Origin of the sequence: Sphingobium sp. R-21, from assembly GCF_049913335.1 — a bacterium.
In the GTDB taxonomy this organism is placed as follows: Bacteria; Pseudomonadota; Alphaproteobacteria; order Sphingomonadales; family Sphingomonadaceae; genus Sphingobium.
On sequence record NZ_CP184374.1, the window covers coordinates 2576250 to 2594243 of the forward strand.

At 64.4% G+C, this 17994-nt stretch carries 16 protein-coding genes and 1 tRNA gene; 6 read left to right on the top strand and 11 right to left on the bottom strand.

Annotation, left to right across the window (positions count from 1 at the left end; translation table 11 throughout):
* Nucleotides 1-2: 2 nt before the first annotated feature.
* From crtY to ACN9MX_RS12365, 4 genes are all read left to right on the top strand, one after another.
* Nucleotides 3-1166 carry a lycopene beta-cyclase CrtY gene (gene crtY / locus ACN9MX_RS12350; RefSeq protein WP_363826793.1) on the top strand — a complete coding sequence of 388 codons (1164 nt, stop codon included), beginning with the start codon at nt 3-5 and terminating at the stop codon, nt 1164-1166.
* A 10-nt stretch (nt 1167-1176) separates the two neighbouring features.
* Nucleotides 1177-2658 carry a phytoene desaturase gene (locus tag ACN9MX_RS12355; RefSeq protein WP_363738289.1) on the top strand — a complete coding sequence of 494 codons (1482 nt, stop codon included), beginning with the start codon at nt 1177-1179 and terminating at the stop codon, nt 2656-2658.
* 14 nt (nt 2659-2672) lie between these two features.
* Nucleotides 2673-3254, top strand: a complete 582-nt coding sequence (locus tag ACN9MX_RS12360; RefSeq protein WP_363826796.1) for a TIGR00730 family Rossman fold protein — start codon at nt 2673-2675, stop codon at nt 3252-3254.
* 221 nt (nt 3255-3475) lie between these two features.
* Complete coding sequence (locus tag ACN9MX_RS12365; RefSeq protein ID WP_363826799.1) at nt 3476-4423, top strand: phytoene/squalene synthase family protein; 948 nt, start codon at nt 3476-3478, stop codon at nt 4421-4423.
* A gap of 124 nt (nt 4424-4547) precedes the next feature.
* On the opposite strand, the gene ACN9MX_RS12370 is transcribed toward ACN9MX_RS12365, so the two are convergent.
* From ACN9MX_RS12370 to lptB, 11 genes are all read right to left on the bottom strand, one after another.
* Nucleotides 4548-5972 carry an ammonium transporter gene (locus ACN9MX_RS12370; RefSeq protein WP_363826802.1) on the bottom strand — a complete coding sequence of 475 codons (1425 nt, stop codon included), beginning with the start codon at nt 5970-5972 and terminating at the stop codon, nt 4548-4550.
* Between the two features lie 13 nt (nt 5973-5985).
* On the bottom strand, nt 5986-6324 hold the full coding sequence (locus ACN9MX_RS12375; protein WP_133653121.1) for a P-II family nitrogen regulator: 339 nt from the start codon (nt 6322-6324) through the stop codon (nt 5986-5988).
* Nucleotides 6325-6537: 213 nt separating this feature from the next.
* On the bottom strand, nt 6538-7113 hold the full coding sequence (locus ACN9MX_RS12380; protein ID WP_363827020.1) for a DUF924 family protein: 576 nt from the start codon (nt 7111-7113) through the stop codon (nt 6538-6540).
* Between the two features lie 55 nt (nt 7114-7168).
* Nucleotides 7169-8611: a metalloprotease TldD gene (gene tldD, locus ACN9MX_RS12385; RefSeq protein WP_363826804.1), complete on the bottom strand. Its 1443-nt coding sequence runs from the start codon at nt 8609-8611 to the stop codon at nt 7169-7171.
* A gap of 110 nt (nt 8612-8721) precedes the next feature.
* Nucleotides 8722-8949 (bottom strand): zinc-finger domain-containing protein, encoded by a 228-nt coding sequence (locus ACN9MX_RS12390; protein WP_133653123.1) that lies wholly within the window; start codon nt 8947-8949, stop codon nt 8722-8724.
* A 58-nt stretch (nt 8950-9007) separates the two neighbouring features.
* On the bottom strand, nt 9008-9181 hold the full coding sequence (locus ACN9MX_RS12395; RefSeq protein ID WP_426387035.1) for a hypothetical protein: 174 nt from the start codon (nt 9179-9181) through the stop codon (nt 9008-9010).
* 90 nt (nt 9182-9271) lie between these two features.
* Nucleotides 9272-9347 (bottom strand) — tRNA-Val (locus ACN9MX_RS12400).
* An 85-nt stretch (nt 9348-9432) separates the two neighbouring features.
* Nucleotides 9433-10437, bottom strand: coding sequence for a MarR family transcriptional regulator (locus tag ACN9MX_RS12405; RefSeq protein WP_363826930.1), 1005 nt, complete (start codon nt 10435-10437; stop codon nt 9433-9435).
* Nucleotides 10438-10677: 240 nt separating this feature from the next.
* Nucleotides 10678-11529 carry a D-amino-acid transaminase gene (locus tag ACN9MX_RS12410; RefSeq protein ID WP_363826932.1) on the bottom strand — a complete coding sequence of 284 codons (852 nt, stop codon included), beginning with the start codon at nt 11527-11529 and terminating at the stop codon, nt 10678-10680.
* Between the two features lie 52 nt (nt 11530-11581).
* Complete coding sequence (gene rpoN, locus ACN9MX_RS12415) at nt 11582-13096, bottom strand: RNA polymerase factor sigma-54 (protein WP_363826935.1); 1515 nt, start codon at nt 13094-13096, stop codon at nt 11582-11584.
* A gap of 48 nt (nt 13097-13144) precedes the next feature.
* On the bottom strand, nt 13145-13930 hold the full coding sequence (gene lptB, locus ACN9MX_RS12420; protein WP_363738344.1) for an LPS export ABC transporter ATP-binding protein: 786 nt from the start codon (nt 13928-13930) through the stop codon (nt 13145-13147).
* Between the two features lie 341 nt (nt 13931-14271).
* Here lptB and ACN9MX_RS12425 point away from each other — a divergent pair, with 341 nt between their 5' ends.
* Together ACN9MX_RS12425 and ACN9MX_RS12430 are read left to right on the top strand one after the other, a co-directional pair.
* On the top strand, nt 14272-16722 hold the full coding sequence (locus ACN9MX_RS12425) for a TonB-dependent receptor (protein ID WP_363826938.1): 2451 nt from the start codon (nt 14272-14274) through the stop codon (nt 16720-16722).
* On the top strand, nt 16722-17864 hold the full coding sequence (locus tag ACN9MX_RS12430) for a glycerophosphodiester phosphodiesterase (RefSeq protein WP_363826941.1): 1143 nt from the start codon (nt 16722-16724) through the stop codon (nt 17862-17864). The genes ACN9MX_RS12425 and ACN9MX_RS12430 overlap by 1 nt, the downstream gene beginning before the upstream one ends.
* The last annotated feature ends 130 nt before the right edge of the window (nt 17865-17994 follow it).

Consider the following 17994-nt stretch of genomic DNA (forward strand, 5'->3'; position numbering starts at 1 on the left):
CGATGACGACCGGGGTGGAATATGATCTGGCGATAGTGGGCGGCGGCCTTGCGGGCAGCCTGACCGCGCTTGCCTTCGCCGCGCGTCACCCGGATGTTTCGCTGTGCCTTCTGGAAAGCGACGACAGGCTGGGCGGCAATCATATCTGGTCCTTTTTCGACAGCGATGTGGACAGCCGGGATCGCTGGCTGGTCGAACCGCTGATCGCCCATCGCTGGGCGGAGGGCTATGAGGTCCGCTTTCCCGGCCACTGTCGCGGGCTTGCCGTGCCTTATAACAGCATCACCTCGGCACGGCTGGACAGCCATGTCCGCCGGACGCTCGGCAATGCCGTGCTGACCGGTGCCGAGGCAGCCGAACTGACGCCGGTCAGCGTCACTCTGGCCGATGGCCGCGTGATCCGCGCAAAAGCGGTGCTGGATGCGCGGGGAGGTGGGGATCTTTCGGCGCTGCGCTGCGGCTGGCAGAAATTCATCGGCCAGACCCTGCGTCTGCAAGTCCCCCACGGGCTTGCCCGCCCGGTCATCATGGACGCGACCGTCGATCAGCTGGACGGCTATCGCTTCGTCTATCTGCTGCCCCGGGACGACAGGACGGTCTTTGTCGAGGATACTTATTACAGCGACGCGCCCGACCTCGACCTGCCCGTGCTCCAGGCGCGGATCGCCACCTATGCGCGTGCACAGGGCTGGCAGGTGGAGGCGGTCGTCCACAGCGAGAGCGGCGTCCTTCCCGTCGTCCATGGCGGCGATTTTGATCGCTTCTGGCCGCAGGAGGACCCGGTCGCGCGGCTGGGCGCGCGGGCGGCGCTGTTCCAGCCAATGACCGGCTATTCCCTGCCCGATGCGGTGCGTTTCGCGCTGCGGCTGGTCGATGAATGGCCGCTGGAGGGCGCGCTTCTGGCCCAGGCCACACGCGGCTGGGCGCAGGACCATTGGCGACAGGGCCTCTATTATCGCCTGCTTGGCCGTATGCTGTTCGGTGCTGCCCGGCCGACGGAACGCCGGCGCATATTCGAGCGCTTCTATCGCCTCGATCCGGCGTTGATCGGCCGCTTCTATGCGGGCCGCTCGACGCTGCGGGACCGTATCCGCATCTTGTGCGGGCGGCCCCCCGTGCCCATAAGGAACGCCATGCGCGCATTGCTGAGCCCTCCCGCCCGATGAACCCACCCCGATGAACCGGAAAGCAATCGTCATCGGTGCTGGCTTTGGCGGCCTTGCACTGGCCATCCGCCTGCAGTCCGCGGGAATCGACACGGTACTCGTCGAGGCGCGGGACCGGCCGGGCGGCCGCGCCTATATGTGGGAAAAGGACGGCTTCGTCTTCGACGCGGGCCCGACCGTCATCACCGATCCCGACTGTCTGGGCGAGTTGTGGCGCCTGTCCGGCCACGACATGGCAGAGGATGTCGATCTGGTTCCCGTCACGCCCTTCTATCGCCTCAACTGGCGCGACGGGACGAATTTCGACTATTCCAATGACGAGACTGCGCTCCGCGCCCAGATCGCCCGGCTGAACCCGGAGGATGTCGCGGGCTATGAGAGCTTCCTCGACTATGCCGACGGCGTTTATCAGGAGGGATATCGCAAGCTCGGCTCCGTCGCCTTTCTCGATTTCGCATCCATGGTCCGCGCCGCGCCCGCGCTGGCGAAGCATCAGGCCTGGCGCTCGGTCTATTCGGTCGTCTCCTCCCATGTGAAGAATGAGAAGCTGCGTCAGGCGCTGTCCTTCCACACGCTGCTGGTCGGCGGCAATCCGTTGCGGACCAGTTCGATCTATGCCCTGATCCACAAGCTGGAAAAGGATGGCGGCGTCTGGTTCGCGAAGGGCGGTACCAACCGCCTGGTCCAGGCGATGGCGACGCATTTCGAGCGGCTGGGCGGCACGCTGCGTCTGGCCGATCCGGTGGTGCAGATCGAAACCTATGGCGATCGCGCGGTTGCCGTGCGCACCGCTTCGGGCTGGCGCGGGGAGGCGGATGCCGTCGCCTCCAACGCGGATCTGATGCACAGCTATCGGGACCTGGTCGGCCATCATCCCCGGGGCGAGAAGCAGGCAGAGAAACTCGCCCGCAAACGCTGGTCGCCCAGCCTGTTCGTGCTGCATTTCGGCATCAGGGGGAGCTGGCCGGGCATACCGCACCATATGATCCTGTTCGGCCCCCGCTATGAGGGGCTGTTGACCGATATCTACGACCATGGCGTCCTGCCGCAGGATTTCTCTCTCTACCTGCATCATCCGACCGTCACTGATCCCGGCATGGCGCCGGAGGGTCATTCGACCTTCTATGCGCTCGCCCCGGTGCCGCATATGGGCAAGCTGCCGATCGATTGGGATCGGTTCGCGCCGGTCTATGCCGAACGCATATTGGACGAAATCCAGCATCGCCTGATTCCCGACATCCGTTCGCGCATCGTCACGCAGTTCCACTATGCCCCGCCTGATTTCCGCCGCGACCTGTCGGCGCATCTGGGCAGTGCGTTCAGCCTGGAGCCGCTGCTCACGCAAAGCGCCTGGTTCCGCGCGCATAATCGCGACGACGTCATTCCCAACCTCTATCTGGTCGGGGCGGGAACGCATCCGGGCGCGGGCATCCCCGGCGTCGTCGGCAGCGCCAAGGCGACCGCCGCGCTGATGCTGGAAGACCTGGCCTGAGGGGTGAAGGACTGATGAAGAGACTGGCTGTCTATTGCGGCTCGGCCACGCCGGTGGACCCGGCCCATGTCGATGCGGCCCGCCATGTGGGACGCGCTCTGGCCCAACGGGGCATAGGCGTCATTTATGGCGGCGGCCGGCTTGGGCTGATGGGGGCGGTCGCCGATGCGGCACTGGAAGCCGGCGGTGAAGTGATCGGCGTGATTCCCGAGGCGCTGGTCGGCGCCGAAGTCGCCCATCGCGGCTGCACGGAACTGCATGTCGTGCAGACCATGCACCAGCGCAAGCAGCTTTTCACCGACCTGTCGGACGGCTTCGTGACGTTGCCCGGCGGCGTCGGCACGATGGATGAATTGTGGGAGGCGATCAGCTGGGCCCAGCTCGGCTATCACCGGAAGCCTGTGGGCCTGCTCAATGTCGCGGGCTTTTACGACCAGCTCATAGCCTTCAACCAGCATATGGTGGAGGCGGGCTTCATCCGCGCGCAGCACGCCAATATACTGATCCATGCCAATGCGATCGAGGCGTTGCTCGACAGGATGGCCGCCTATCAGCCGCATGAAACCATCTTTGCGATGAAGGCTGATCGGCTGTGAACTCCTAGAGCGATTTCCAGGCGATCGGACCCGATCGCTGGTCAGGAAATCGCGCGAAACAAGGAATCCAGAGCGGCGAGCTGATTCAATCAGATCAAAACCCGCTCTAATGCCCTTCCGACTTGCGTCACGACGGGGCAAGTGACTCGACGCGGGCGCTGGGGCAGGGCATGTCCGAAACCATGGACCCAAGCCCTCCGCCCACCCCTTCCGCAGGCAGCATGGCAGCTCTCGACCGCGCCGCCCTGATCGTCCAGGCCCGCGAGAGCATCGCCCGAGGCTCCAAATCCTTCGCCCTCGCCTCTCGGCTGTTCGACCGTCGAACCCGGGAAAGGGCCTGGCTGCTCTATGCCTGGTGCCGCAAATGCGACGATATTGCGGACGGACAGGATCATGGCGGCACGATGCGCGGCGTCGCCGACGGCGCGGCACGCCTTGCCAGCATGCGCGCGCTCACCGGCTCGGCGCTTCGGGGCCAACCGACGGGCGATCCGGCCTTCGACGGCTTCGGCCTGGTCATGCGGGAATGCGCGATTCCGGAGCGCTACGCCCATGACCTGATCGAAGGCTTCGCCCTGGACGCCCGCGAATGGCGCCCCCGCAGCGAAGCGGACATGCTGCGCTATTGCTATCATGTCGCGGGCGCGGTGGGTTGCATGATGGCGATCCTGATGGGCGTCGATCCTGGTGATGAGGCGACGCTCGACCGCGCCTGCGATCTGGGCCTGGCCTTCCAGCTTGCCAATATCGCCCGCGACATCAGCGAAGATGAGGCCGCCGATCGCTGCTATTTGCCGGAAGAATGGCTCGTCGAAATGGACATTCCGCCCGGCGAGCACATGAAACCCTGGGCCCGTCCACGCCTTGCCGTCCTGGCCCGCCGGCTGGCCGACATGGCCGCCGTTCATGAGGAAAGCGCCCGCCATGGCACGGGGGCATTGCCGCCACGCTCCGCCTGGGCGGTGCTTGCCGCCGCTGGCATCTATGGGGACATCGCCCGCGAAGTGGCCCGCCGCGGCGAGCATGCCTGGGACCATCGCGTCACCACGCCCAAGGGCGACAAGCTGGGCTGGGTCTTCCGCGCCGGGCTCCAGGTGCCGGGCCGTGCCCGCCGCTGGTCCGCAACGCAGGAGCGTCCGGCATCCTTGTGGACCCGGCCCCGGAACTGACAGGCAAAAGAAGCTGACGGGCAAAAAAAGGGACCGATACTTGCGCATCGGTCCCCAGGGATGTTCGCAGGAGGAACAAGGTGAGGCGGGCGGGCCTTTCGCGTGTCGGCCCGCCCTGCCAATCTCAGTAGTTGTAGGCCCGCTCGCCGTGGCTGGAGAGGTCGAGACCTTCCATTTCGGCTTCCTGGCTCGGACGCAGACCCATCGTCTTGTCGATGATGAAGTAGAGGATCGCGCTGCCGATGCCCGAGAAGAGCAGGGTGAAGACGACCGCCTTGACCTGGATCCAGACCTGGGCCGGGATGCTGTAGGCCTCCGGATGGAAGGCCGCCGGGAAGACGGTGTAGTCGAACACGCCCTGGCCGCCCAGCGAGGGAGCCGCGACGATGCCGGTGCCGATGGCGCCGACGATCCCGCCGATGCAGTGCACGCCGAACACGTCCAGGCTGTCGTCATAGCCGACCTTGCCCTTCACGAACGCCACGAAGATGTAGCAGATCGGCGACACGACGAAGCCGAGCACGATCGAGGTCATCGGGGCCGCGTAGCCAGCCGCAGGGGTGATGGCGACGAGTCCTGCCACCGCACCCGTGACGGCGCCCAGCAGGGAGGCCTTGCCATGGTGGACCTGCTCGACCAGCGACCAGCTCACCGCCGCCGCGCAGGTGGCGACCATGGTGTTGATGAAGGCAACGCCGGTGACGGCATTGGCTTCCAGGTTGGAGCCGGCATTGAAGCCGAACCAGCCGACCCACAGCAGGCTGGCGCCGATCATCGTCATGGTCAGCGAGTGCGGCGGCATCGGTTCCTTGGGGAAGCCGACACGCTTGCCGATCATGAGCGCGCCGACCAGGCCGGCGATACCGGCGTTGATGTGCACCACGGTGCCGCCCGCGAAGTCGAGTGCGCCCCAGCTCCAGAGCAGGCCGGCATCAGTCGGCGTATCAACCAGGAAGTCCGGGCCGGCCCAGTACCAGACCATGTGGGCCATCGGGAAGTAGATGAAGGTCAGCCACAGCACGACGAACACGATCAGCGAGGAGAACTTAACGCGCTCCGCGAAGGCGCCGACGATCAGCGCCGGGGTGATCATGGCGAAGGTCATCTGGAAGACCACGAACACGAATTCAGGCAGATAGACGTTGTTGCTGAACGTCGCGCCATAGGTCGTGCCGTCGACACCCATCAGGAAGGCCTTGGACAGCCCGCCGAAGAAATGATTGTCGCCGCCGGAGGTGAAGGCGATGGAATAGCCCCAGCAGCACCAGACCAGGCCGGCGACGGAGACGATCATGAACACCTGCATCAAGACGCTCAGCATGTTCTTGGTGCGGACCAGGCCGCCGTAGAACAGGGCCAGGCCCGGAACCGACATCATCAGCACCAGTGCGGCAGAAACCAGCATCCAGGCGACGTCGCCCTTGTTGACCATGCCGGCCATGGCGGCGGCGTCTGGCGCCTTGATCGGCGCGGCGAGCGCCGGTGCGGCTGCGAGCAGGGACAGGCCGACCGCCCCCATCACGCCGCAGAGCTTTTTGGAAAAGGTCATTAAGTCCCCCTTCTTACAGTGCGGTTTCGCCGGTTTCGCCGGTACGGATGCGCACCGCCTGCTCGACATCGAGTACGAAGATCTTGCCGTCGCCGATGGCGCCGGAATTCGCGGCGGCCTGAACGGCCTCGATCACGCGCGGTGCGAGGTCGTCGTCGCAGACCACCTCGACCTTGATCTTCGGAACCATGTTGGTCGAATATTCAGCGCCGCGATAGATTTCGGTCTGCCCCTTCTGGCGGCCGAAGCCCTTCACTTCGCTGACCGTCATGCCGGCGATGCCGAGCGAGGAAAGTGCCTCGCGGACATCGTCAAGCTTGAACGGCTTGATAATTGCCATGACCAGTTTCATGTCGCCCCCCTGTTATTGGTGTGCGGCGACATCCTCAGCAAGGGCCGTGCCAATTCGCGAAGGTCGGGTTAATGCGGGCTTTTGCGGAAGTGCGGCAATATGGGGCGCTGAAAAAATGGGCAGCATTGCAGCCCTGCTTAAATTTTAGGCACAGGGGTCATCGGCGTCGGGCCGCCGTCGCGACCGGCCGATGGTGGGTCAGAGGCATGCGCCTTACCAGGCGCCGCCCTCCCGGATCGCTTCCTGTTCGCCGGGCGCATCCACGCGGCCCAGCGCCGCATTGCGGTGGGGAAAGCGACCGAAGCGCTCTATCATGGTGTAATGCTGCTGCGCGAAAGCCAGGGATTTTTCATCCCCCGCTCCCTCGAACAGGCTGAGCGACAATATCTGGTCGTCCAAAGCCTCGCTGTGCTGGAACGGCATGTAGAAAAACAGCCGCCCCGCTCCGCCAATCTGGATGTCGTATCCATGGGCGATGGCACCACGCGCCACCGCCCGCGCGAGTGCATCGGTCGAAAAGGCGGCCGCTGATCCCCTGAACATGTTGCGCGGCAACTGGTCGAACAACAGCACTGCCGCCAACGCATCGTCGGCCCGTTCCAGAAATTCCTCCGCGGGCACGTGACGCTTTTCTTCCCACAGTGCGTGGAACCGCATCTTGCAGCTTCGATCCAGCGCTGGATCATGGTTCCACCAGCCCTGCTCGCCGATCTGGTTGAACCAGAAATCCAGCAAAGCAGCCGCCCAGTCCGCGGTCACGGCATCATGGCTGTCGGTCAGCATGTTCATCATGAAAATAAAGACCGACCCCGCCAAGGGTTCCTCCGCCCATGGCGTTAGCGGCTCAGGTCGCCGTGCCGCCGACGGTCAGTCCCTCCATCAGCAGCGTCGGCTGGCCGACGCCGGCCGGGACGCTTTGCCCCGCCTTGCCGCACATGCCGATCCCCTCGTCCAGTGCCCAGTCATGGCCGACGCCAACCACCTTTGTCAGCGCGGTCGGCCCATCGCCGATCAGTGTCGCGCCCTTGATCGGATCGCCCAGCTTGCCGTTCTCGACCTTGTAGGCCTCGGTGCAGGAGAAGACGAACTTGCCCGATACGATGTCGACCTGCCCACCGCCGAAGCTCTTGGCGAAGATGCCCGACTTCATACGGCTCAGCAGTTCCTCCGGATCGTCATTCCCGCCCTTGATGAACGTGTTGGTCATGCGTGGCATCGGTGCATGGGCATAGCTTTCGCGGCGACCGTTTCCGGTCGGTTCCACGCCCATCAGCCGGGCGTTCAGCCGGTCCTGCATATAGCCCTTGAGGATGCCATCCTCGATCAGCACATTTTCCCGCGTCGGCGTGCCCTCATCGTCAATGGAAAGCGAGCCGCGCCGGCTCATGATTGAGCCGTCATCGACAACGGTAACGCCCGGAGCCGCAACCCGCTGACCCACCCGGCCGGAAAAGGCGCTGGTGCCCTTGCGGTTGAAATCGCCCTCCAGCCCATGCCCGATCGCTTCATGCACCAGAACGCCCGGCCATCCCGGCCCCAGCAGCACGGTCATCTCACCCGCGGGAGCAGCGACGGAGCGCAGGTTGACGCGAGCCTGCGCCAGCGCTTCGTCAATCGCCCGGTTCCAGATTGCGGGGGCCATCACTTCGTCATAGAGATAACGGCCACCAATGCCGAACACCCCCGTCTCGCGGCGGCCATTCTCCTCCAGGATCACGGACACGTTGAGCCGCACCAGCGGGCGGATGTCCGTCGCGGTGAAGCCGTCGGCGCGCACGATCTCGACCACCGACCAGCTTCCCGCCAGGCTGACCGAGACCTGCGCGACGCGGGGATCGCGGGCGCGCGCGGCAGCGTCGATGGCGGCACAGAGCGTCACCTTCTCGGCAAAGGGCACGATCTCCAACGGATTGACGTCGGTATAGAGGTGGCGGTTGGTGCGCTGCGGTGGGGGGGCCGGCTGGCCGCTGGCGGGATCGAGCAGCGTCAGCGTCTCGGCCGCCCGGCGGATCGCCGCTTCGCTGATGTCGTTGGCATGGGCGAAGCCGGTCATCTCCCCGGAAACGCCGCGCAGGCCAAAGCCCGCATCGGTGGAATAATCAGCTGTCTTCAGCCGACCGTCATCGAAACCGAAGCTCTCGCTCGCCCGATATTGTAGGTAAAGCTCGCCATCGTCGCAGCCCTTCAGCGCTTCTGCGGTCAGGCGGCGCGCGCCGTCGGGATCAAGCAGGCCAGGGCGATAAAGCAGGCCGCGGGCATCGGTAAACTGGGGAACAGCATCGGTCATGCTGTCCGATATAGGGGCGGCAAGTCGCAAGCCCAACCGATTTGTTGGCGCTCACGACAGAGATCCGGCTATGGCTTGCTCCTGCCTTTGCAGGAGCGCGCCTGCCAGGATTAAAGGCTGGCGCCCGATGGAATATCCGGCAAACCGGCGATTTCCGGCGTGTCCGCCGCGCTGCCTACGAGCACGAAGCGACGGTCGCAATAGCCGCAATCGATATAGCCATGCTCGTCGATTTCAAGGAACACGCGCGGATGGCCCAGCGCGGCGGGAATATCTCCCGAACCGTCGCAGGAGACACGGGGCTTGGTGACGCGGATGATTTCAGGCGGCTGGATCATGGCGCCACCAATTAGCAGCGCTCGCGTTGCGCCGCAATATCCGTGGCGCACGGGCTTTTCACATCAAGGGCAGCCGGGGCCTCTTTTTCGGGCAGGGCTTTTCCATCGCAATGTCCACCGCCTTTGCCAGTGCGTCCCAATTCACGCAATCGCGCGCTTTAGACAGTGAAACGGGCGAGAGGATCAGCAGCAAAGGCGCTATCGTACCGCTGAAGACAAGCGTGAGAGACATGAGTCAGTTGCCCTACCCAAGCATTCCTTAAGTGCCTGATCCTACGTCATTGTTGCTCGGACGGGAACAGATATTTCAAATGGAAGAAAATGGTGGGCGATGACGGGCTCGAACCGCCGACATTCTCGGTGTAAACGAGACGCTCTACCAACTGAGCTAATCGCCCGATGCCAGCATTGATCGCGGGCGTCCGGTGCGCGCCTATCTACGGCAATCCGGACGCCGGTCAAGCGGGGAAGAGGCGATAATCGTCATGCGCAAAGGAAACGGCGGCTGGCGGTGAACCAGCGGGTCAGGGCTTCGGCCGTGTGATCGGCCAGCGCGATGAAGACGCGTCGTCCATCGTGCGGGTCGGCCTGCCGGTCGACAAAGCCCTTTTCGGTCAGTGTCCTGATCCAGCGCAGCGCGGTGGTGGGCGGCACCGCTGATGCGATGCACAGGCTGGATACCGACACCCGCTCATGCTCCAGCCGCGCGGCCAGCAAATCCAGCAGCATGTCCCAGGCGGGGTCGGCGAACAGGTCGGCGGGCAGGAAATCGTCGCGCAACCGGCGCGCGCGCAGCAGGTCGCGCACCTGCGCCGCCTCCAAGGTTGCGGCTTCGGCCGACTTGTCCGCGCTGCCGATCGGTTCCAGCGCGGGCATGCCGATATAGTCGCTTGGTTCGTCCGATATGCGCGGGCCAAGGTCGAAGGATGGCGTCGCGTGACGAGGCCGCAGGGTCAGTGCCTCCAGCGTGCGGGCGAGGCGGCTTACCTCGTCGCTCAACTGCTGGAGCTGCAGCCCTTCACTCTCCCGATTCACCTCATGAAGCGAGCGGGACGGCGTCTGGCGCGCGGCGGCCAGCAACGCGGCGGCCAGATCCGTATGTCCCGGCCGGCAAAGCAACTGGGTCCGCTCGCTGCGCAGGCAGGCATAAGCGAGATCGATCGTGTCCAGATCGGCGACCAATATGACCGGCATGTCATTCTGCAGCGCCAATGTCTCTATCTGCACTAGCAGCCGCTCAACCATCGGATCGGGCGATGGGCAAAAGCACAGGATGATGTCGCAGCCGATCTGCACGTCGAGCCGGTTCGATGCCTGATCCAGCGATACCGTGCCCAGCAGGCGAAGCCCCGCCGCCCGGCTCAGCAGCGCGGCATCGTCGTTATAGATATCGTCGGCCAGGATGAGCAGCCCGGGCCGCTCGTCCCGCGTGCCGAAGGGTTGGTCCGGCGATGCGCCAAAACCGATCTCTTCATGATCCAAACCCACGCCGAAAATCTCCATCCTGTTTGTTTCAGCTTATCGTAACGCCGTCGTTACGCAGCCAGACCATTCTCCACTATGGAGATTTAAGCCGCGCATCGCGCCCATCAGCGCGCCTGTAAACGGGTCTTTTCCCGAAATCGCCGTAACGGACACCAAAATGGAGCCATGATCGCCGCCGAAATGGCGGCAATGGCGTTCGTTCGATTCTTCATCCGATATGGATCAGCTTTTGCGCATTTTTGCTCAGACGGCGGTGCGCCGGGCAAAGTCGATATAGAGCGCGCGCAGCCGCATCGCGATCGGGCCGGGCTTGCCGCCGCCGATTTCCTGACCGTCGATCCGCACCACCGACTGGCAGAGCGTGGATGCACTCGTGATGAAGGCTTCCTTCGCCGCCAATGCCTCGGCGACGGTGAAGGGACGGCGGATGATCCCGATGCCGCTTTCCTCCGCCAGCGCCGTCAGCGCTGCGCCGGTGCAGCCCGCCAGCACCGCCTGGCTGTATGGCCGGGTGACGACGCCGTCCTCCGTCACGATGAAGGCGGTGGACGATGCGCCTTCCGTGACGAACCCATCCTCCACCATCCACGCCTCCTGCGCGCCCGCCTCGGCAGCGGCGCGCTTCGCCATGGCCTGGGCGAGCAAGCCGACGCTCTTGATGTCGCGGCGGGCCCAGCGCAGGTCCGGCATGGTCGCCACCGCGATGCCGTCGCGCGCGGCGGGCACGTCGAGGAAATGCTTGGCCTGGGCGAACATCACCAGCGTCGGCCGGATATCGGGGGAGGGCAGGAAATCGCGGGTCGCATCGGCGCCGCGCGTGATCTGGAGATAGACCAGCCCTTCGGTCAGCCCGTTGCGCGCCACCAATTCCTTCTGCGCCGCCTCGATCTCCGCCAGGGACAGCGGCAGGGCGATGCCGATCGCGCTGGTCGACCGTTCCAGCCGGGCGAGATGGGACGCGCTGTCGACCAGCTTGCCGTCGATCACGGCTGCGACCTCGTAAATGCCGTCCGCGAACAGGAAGCCGCGATCCAGTACGGAGACGCGGGCTTGCTCGATCGGCAGGAAGCTCCCGTTCAGATAGGCGATGGACATGAAGCTGTTCCTTGTCTGGGGGCGGCCGATCTGGCCCGGCGGCGTTGCCGGGTCAAGCCGCCTGCCCGCGCAGCGCCTTCTGCCGCCGCCGCTGCACCGACGATCCGATGCCCATGGCTTCGCGATATTTGGCGACGGTCCGGCGGGCGATGTCCGTGCCCTTGGCGCGAAGCAGATCGACCAGCGTATCGTCGGACAATATGGCATCGGGCGTTTCCGCCGCGATCAGCGCCTTGATGTGGCTCTTGACCGCTTCGGCCGACACGGCGCCGTCGCCGCCGGACGCCGAAACGCCGCTCGTGAAGAAATATTTGAGTTCATAGAGGCCACGGGGGCAGGACAGATATTTGTTCGACGTCACGCGGCTGACGGTCGATTCATGCATCTGGATCGCATCCGCCACGGCCTTCAGCGTTAGCGGCTTCAGATGCGCCACGCCCTTGCGGAAGAAATCCTCCTGCTGTCGGACGATCTCGCTTGCGACCTTGATGATGGTCTTCTGCCGCTGATCGAGCGCCTTGACCAGCCAATTGGCGCTGGCGAGGCAATCGGCCAGCCAGGCCCTGGACGTCTTGTCCTGCGGACCGGAGGCCAGCTCGACATAATAATGTCGATTGATCAGCACGCGAGGCAGGGTGGCGCCGTTGATCTCGATCGACCAGCCCTCCCGCATCGGACGCACGAACAGGTCGGGCGTCACCGGCGCTGCGCTTTCGGTGGAGAAACGCAGGCCGGGCTTGGGGTCATATCCGCGCAGTTCGCGGATCATGTCCGCCATATCCTCTTCATCCACTCCGCAAATCCGGCGAAGCTGGGGCAGGGCGCCCCTGGCGAGCAAATCCAGATTGGCGAGCAGCTTGGCCATGCAGGGGTCGTGGCGATCCGCTTCCCGGGCCTGCAAGGCCAGGCATTCCGACAGCGACCGGGCGCCGACGCCGATCGGGTCGAAACCCTGGATCACCATCAGCACCTGCTCCACCTGACTGAGCGGAACGCCCATGCCATGGGCGGTCTCCAGCAGGTCGGCCTCCAGATAGCCGGCCTCGTCGATCTGCCCGATCAGCTGCGCCGCGATCATCAGGTCACTGCCCGACAGCGCGCTGCGCGCCTGGTCCATCAGATATTCCTGAAGGCCCTGCTCCGGATTGGCGAAACTGTCGAAATCGGGCGCTTCGCCGCTTCCGCCCGACAGAAGGTCGTTCCCGCCGGAACCGATGGCTCCGCCTGCCATCCGGTCGCCCGGCCCGTCGTCGATAAAGGTTTCCGCGCCATAATCGACGTCCAGCGGCGAATCCGCAGCGCCCAGACCCTGGCTGATCAACTGGTCGGCATCGCCCGTGGCGGCTGGCAGATCATGCTGTTCCACCGTCCGGTCCACGCCGTCGGCGGGAGGCGCCAAATCTTCGGGCCCTCCCGCTTCCAGCAGGGGATTCTTCTCCAGCTCGCCAGCGACGAACGCCTCGATCTCCAGATTGGACAGCGCCAGCAGCTTGATCGCCTGCTGCAGTTGCGGTGTCATGACCAGCGATTGGCTCTGTCGCAGGTCCAGACGGGGCGCGAGCGCCATCAGCCCTTCCCCTCGCCGAAGTCAGGAAGGGTCGGTCCGCCGCTCATGTCAGAGCGAGAAATTCTCGCCCAGATAGAGGCGCCGCACGTCGGCGTTGGCGACAAGCTCGGTCGGGCTGCCCGCGAAAAGCACATTGCCGTCATAGATGATGCAGGCGCGGTCCACGATCTCCAGCGTTTCGCGGACATTATGGTCGGTGATCAGTACGCCGATGCCGCGCGTCTTCAACTGCTTCACCAGATCGCGAATATCCGCGATGGACAGCGGATCGATGCCCGCGAAGGGTTCATCCAGCAGCACGATCGACGGATCGGCCGCCAGGGCGCGGGCGATCTCGCACCGCCGCCGCTCGCCGCCAGACAGCGCCATGGCGGAGGAATCGCGCAGCCGGGTCAGGCCGAACTCGTTCAGCAACTGTTCCAGCCGCGCCTGCCGCGCCGCCTTGTCCGGCTCCGCCAGTTCCAGCACCGCGCCGATATTCTGCGCGACCGTCAACCCCCGGAAGATCGAGGTTTCCTGCGGCAGGTAGCCCAGGCCCAATATGGACCGCCGATACATGGGGAGCCCGGTGATGTCCTGCCCATCCAGCACGATGCGGCCATGATCCGGCCGCACCAGCCCCATCACCGAATAGAAGCAGGTCGTCTTGCCCGCGCCATTGGGGCCGAGCAGGCCGACCACCTCGCCCTTGCCGACGGTCAGCGACACGTCGGCCAGCACCACGCGCTTGTCATAGCTTTTGGCGATGGAGATAACGGACAGGCCCTCTCCCACTTCCTGGGGGGGAAGGGGCGATGCCGGGGCTGACCGGTCCTGCATCATTACGTCGTCCATCACTTCATCCTTGCTGCCGAATGCTTATCGCAGGTTTAAGCCAATGTCCCGCGCGGCAATTGGCAAGCTTTGTGCATGGGATTGCCGCCGGGGCAAGGGGAAAATGGTTTTTCGCGCCTTTACAGCCTGTATCGCGCATCCTGTCGTGAGGGCCCGGAAATGACGATCCTGCGCGTCCCAGCCCCATGATTGTCCGCAGAAAACAGGCTTCTGGCGGCAGGCGATTATTTTATTCCTGTGTAACAATATTGTCCCCAAGGTGCCAACAAACCGTCATTCTCCCCGCCTAGTTGCTGCCGCCAACCGTGCAAGCCAGCACGGCACCTTAGGGGAATCCATCCATGATCGCTCACCCGTCCTCGCGGGGCCGGCTGCTTGCCGGCGCTGCACTGCTGTCGTTTTTCGCGGCCGCTCCCGCCTTTGCCCAGGCGCCTGCGGAGCCTGCGCCCGCCGAAGAGGCTGCTGCTTCCGGCAATTCCGAAATCATCGTGACCGGCGTGAAGGCGACCCGGTCGGCCACTGCGATCACGACGACCGAAATCCAGAAGATCCTGCCGGGCGTCGCGCCGTTCAAGGCGATCCAGACCCTGCCGGGCGTCATGTATGCGACGGCCGATCCCTGGGGCAACAATGAACAGAACGCCTCGCTGTTCATCCACGGCTTCAGCGGCCAGCAACTCGGCCACACGCTGGACGGCGTGCCGCTGGGCGACCAGAGCTACGGCAATTTCAACGGCCTCTCGCCGCAGCGCGCGATCATCTCGGAAAATGTCGGCAGCGTGGTCGTGGCGACCGGCGCGGCGGAACTGGGCATCGCGTCGACCAGCAACCTGGGCGGCGCGATCGAGAATTTCTCCAGCGATCCCCGCCAGCAAATGGGTGCGCAAATCAACCAGACGGTGGGCAGCTATGGGACGTCGCGCACCTTCCTGCGCCTCGACAGCGGCGAATTCGGCAATGGCAACAGCGGCTATGTGTCGGTACTGCGCCAGCGCGCCCGCGCCTGGGACTTCAACGGGCGGCAGGGCGGCTGGCAGGTCAATGCCAAGTTCGTGCATGACGACAGCAACGGCAAGCTGACCGGCTATTTCGCCTATTCCGACAAGCAGGAGCCGAACGAAGACGCAACCACCGTCTTCAAGAACCCGGCCAACGCGGCGCAGGCCTATCAGCCCTATGTCCGTCCCTTCTTCTATCCCGATTTCAACGCGGCGATCGCCTATCTCGACGCCAATGGCGCCGTTCCTGCCGCGCAGGCGCAGAATTACCGCAACTACTACAGCGCAGCGCTGCGCACGGATTATCTGGGCTATGTCAAATATCAGGCGCATCTTTCGGATGCCGTCGACTGGTCGACCCAGGTCTATTATCACCATAATGACGGCGCGGGCATCGTCGCCGGGCCGATTACCGTCGCATCGCTTCCCACCCTGTTCTCGCTCTACTTCCCGGGCCAGAATCTGAAGGCCGCGACCGGCAATTCGGGCTATGCCATCCGCACCACCGAATATCGGATCGATCGTGGCGGCGTGCTTTCCTCGCTCGATGCGACGCTGGGCGACCATGCCATTCAGGCAGGCATCTGGTATGAATATAACAGCTCGGCCGCCTATCGCCGCTGGTATGCGCTGGATGTGACCCGGCCGCAGGACTACAGCCCCTATGAACGGCCGACCAACCCGCTCTTCACCCAATATGGCAGCGAGATGCGGACCAATGTGCTGCAATTCCACCTGCAGGACAGTTGGCAGCTTACCCCCAGCCTGCTGATCCAGGGCGGCTTCAAGTCCAGTCTGCAATTCGCCAGCGGCACCTTCCCGGTGCAGCCGATCATCGGCTCGCTGCCCGGGTCGTCGAGCGCCTTGCCGGAGGGCGAGATCAACACCAAGCGCTGGTTCCTGCCGGCACTGGGCGCCAAGTGGAACATCACCGACAAGGAACAGCTCTACGTCAACGTCCAGAAAAACCTGCGCCAGTTCCAGCCTTATGGGGCGGGCGGCGTGACGCCGTGGAGCAGCGGCAGCCAGGCCGCCTTCGACAATCTCAAGAATAACGGCCGGCCCGAAACGAGCTGGGTCTATGAAATCGGCTTCCGCACCAGCCGCGAAATCGACACGGCTTTCCTTACCGGCATCGACGCGCAGGTGAACTATTATCATGTCGATTTCCGGGATCGCCTGATCGGCATCACGCCTGCTGCCGCGATCGGCGGCATTGGCGGCGGCGGCATTTCGGGTGGCACGCCGGCCGTGTTCAACGTCGGCGACGTCAAGACGGACGGGGTGGACGCCGCCGTGACGCTGCGCTTCGGCCAGATCTTCTCGCTCTACAACGCCTTGTCCTACAACCGATCCATCTATGACAGCGACTACAGCACCACCACCGGCCAGGCGACCGGCACGCGCATCGGCGGTATCGCGACGACAGGCGGGGTCGTGCCGACCGGCGGCAAGCTGATCCCGGTCAGCCCGAAATGGATGAACAAGACGGTCGCGACCCTCACCATCGGCAATTTCGATGCACAGCTGGTGGGCGATTATGTCGGCCGCCGTTACACGACCTTCACCAATGACGCCTGGGTCAAATCCTATTTCCAGGCCAGCGCCCGCCTCGCCTACCGACTGCCGGCCGACATGTTCGGCCTGCAGAAGGCGGAAATCAGCCTGAACGTCACCAACCTGTTCGACGAAAAGGGCGCATCGACCGTGCAGGCGAGCGCGAACACCAACAATTACAATGTCTATCCCATCCCGCCGCGCCAATGGTTCGGCACGCTGTCGGTGATGTTCTGATGACGGCCGCACCTTTCACCCGGCGGGATCTGCTCCGTTCGGGCGCCGATCTTGCGCTGCTGGGCGCGGCGATGAAGACGGGGGTGGCGGTCGCCGCCCCTGTCCCGGACCGCAGGCGCCCGCTTCTCCTGGCGCATCGCGGTTGTTCGGCGCTCCGGCCCGAACATACGCTTGCCGCCTATGCAAAGGCGATCGAGGACGGCGCCGACTTCATCGAGCCGGATCTGGTGGCGACGAAGGACGGCGTTCTCGTCGCGCGGCACGAAAACAACATTGCCGAAACGACCGATGTCGCCTCTCGCCCCGAATTCGCCAGCCGCAGGACGAGCAAGACGATCGACGGGGAACAGCAGGTCGGCTGGTTCACCGAGGATTTCACCCTGGCGGAACTCAAGACCCTGCGCGCCCGCGAGCGGTTGGGGCCGATGCGGCCGGAAAGCCGCGGCTTCGATGGCCAGTTCCAGATCGTCTCGCTGGAGGAAATCGCCGATTTCCTGGCCGCCGAGGCAGCCGCGCGAGGACGAAGCATCGGCCTCATTCCCGAAATCAAGCATTCCACCTATTTTGCCCGCTTGGGCCTGCCGCTGGAGCCGCGCCTCCTGGACCATATCGGCAAGAGCAGCTATCTGTCCCGCGCGCCGCTGATCATCCAGTCCTTTGAGACGCGCAATCTGAAAGAGCTGCGTCCCCGCCTCTCATCCTTCCCCCATGCCCGGTTGATGCAGCTTATTGGCGATCCGGCCGCGATGCCCGCCGACATCGCCGCGCAGGGCATGAAACGCACCTATGCAGACATCGTCGCACCCCAGGGTCTGAGCGAAATCGCGACCTATGCCGACTATCTGGCCCCGTCGACCCGCATGATCATTCCGCTGGTGCCCGATGGACGACTCGCCCGGCCGACAGGCCTGGTCGAAGCCGCGCACAGGGCGGGATTGCTGGTCGGCACCTGGACTTTCCGGCCGGAAAATCATTTTCTGGCTGCCGACTTCCGCAATGATCAGGGCGACAGCGCCCGCAACCCTGCCGGGAGCGTGGCGGAGATGCAGCGCTACCTTGCCCTTGGGCTTGATGCCTTTTTCACGGATGATCCCGCCTTGGGTCGCCAGGCCATCGATCAGGCCGGGGAATGGAAGAGCTGACGCATCAGGAATGCCGCCATCGATCGCTGATGATGAGAAGCGCGGCCTGTTCCCATGTTGCCAGGCAGCAACAATGCAGCAGAAATTATACGATCGTCTGGCAATGGCCGCTCTTTGTCACCGAACCGCC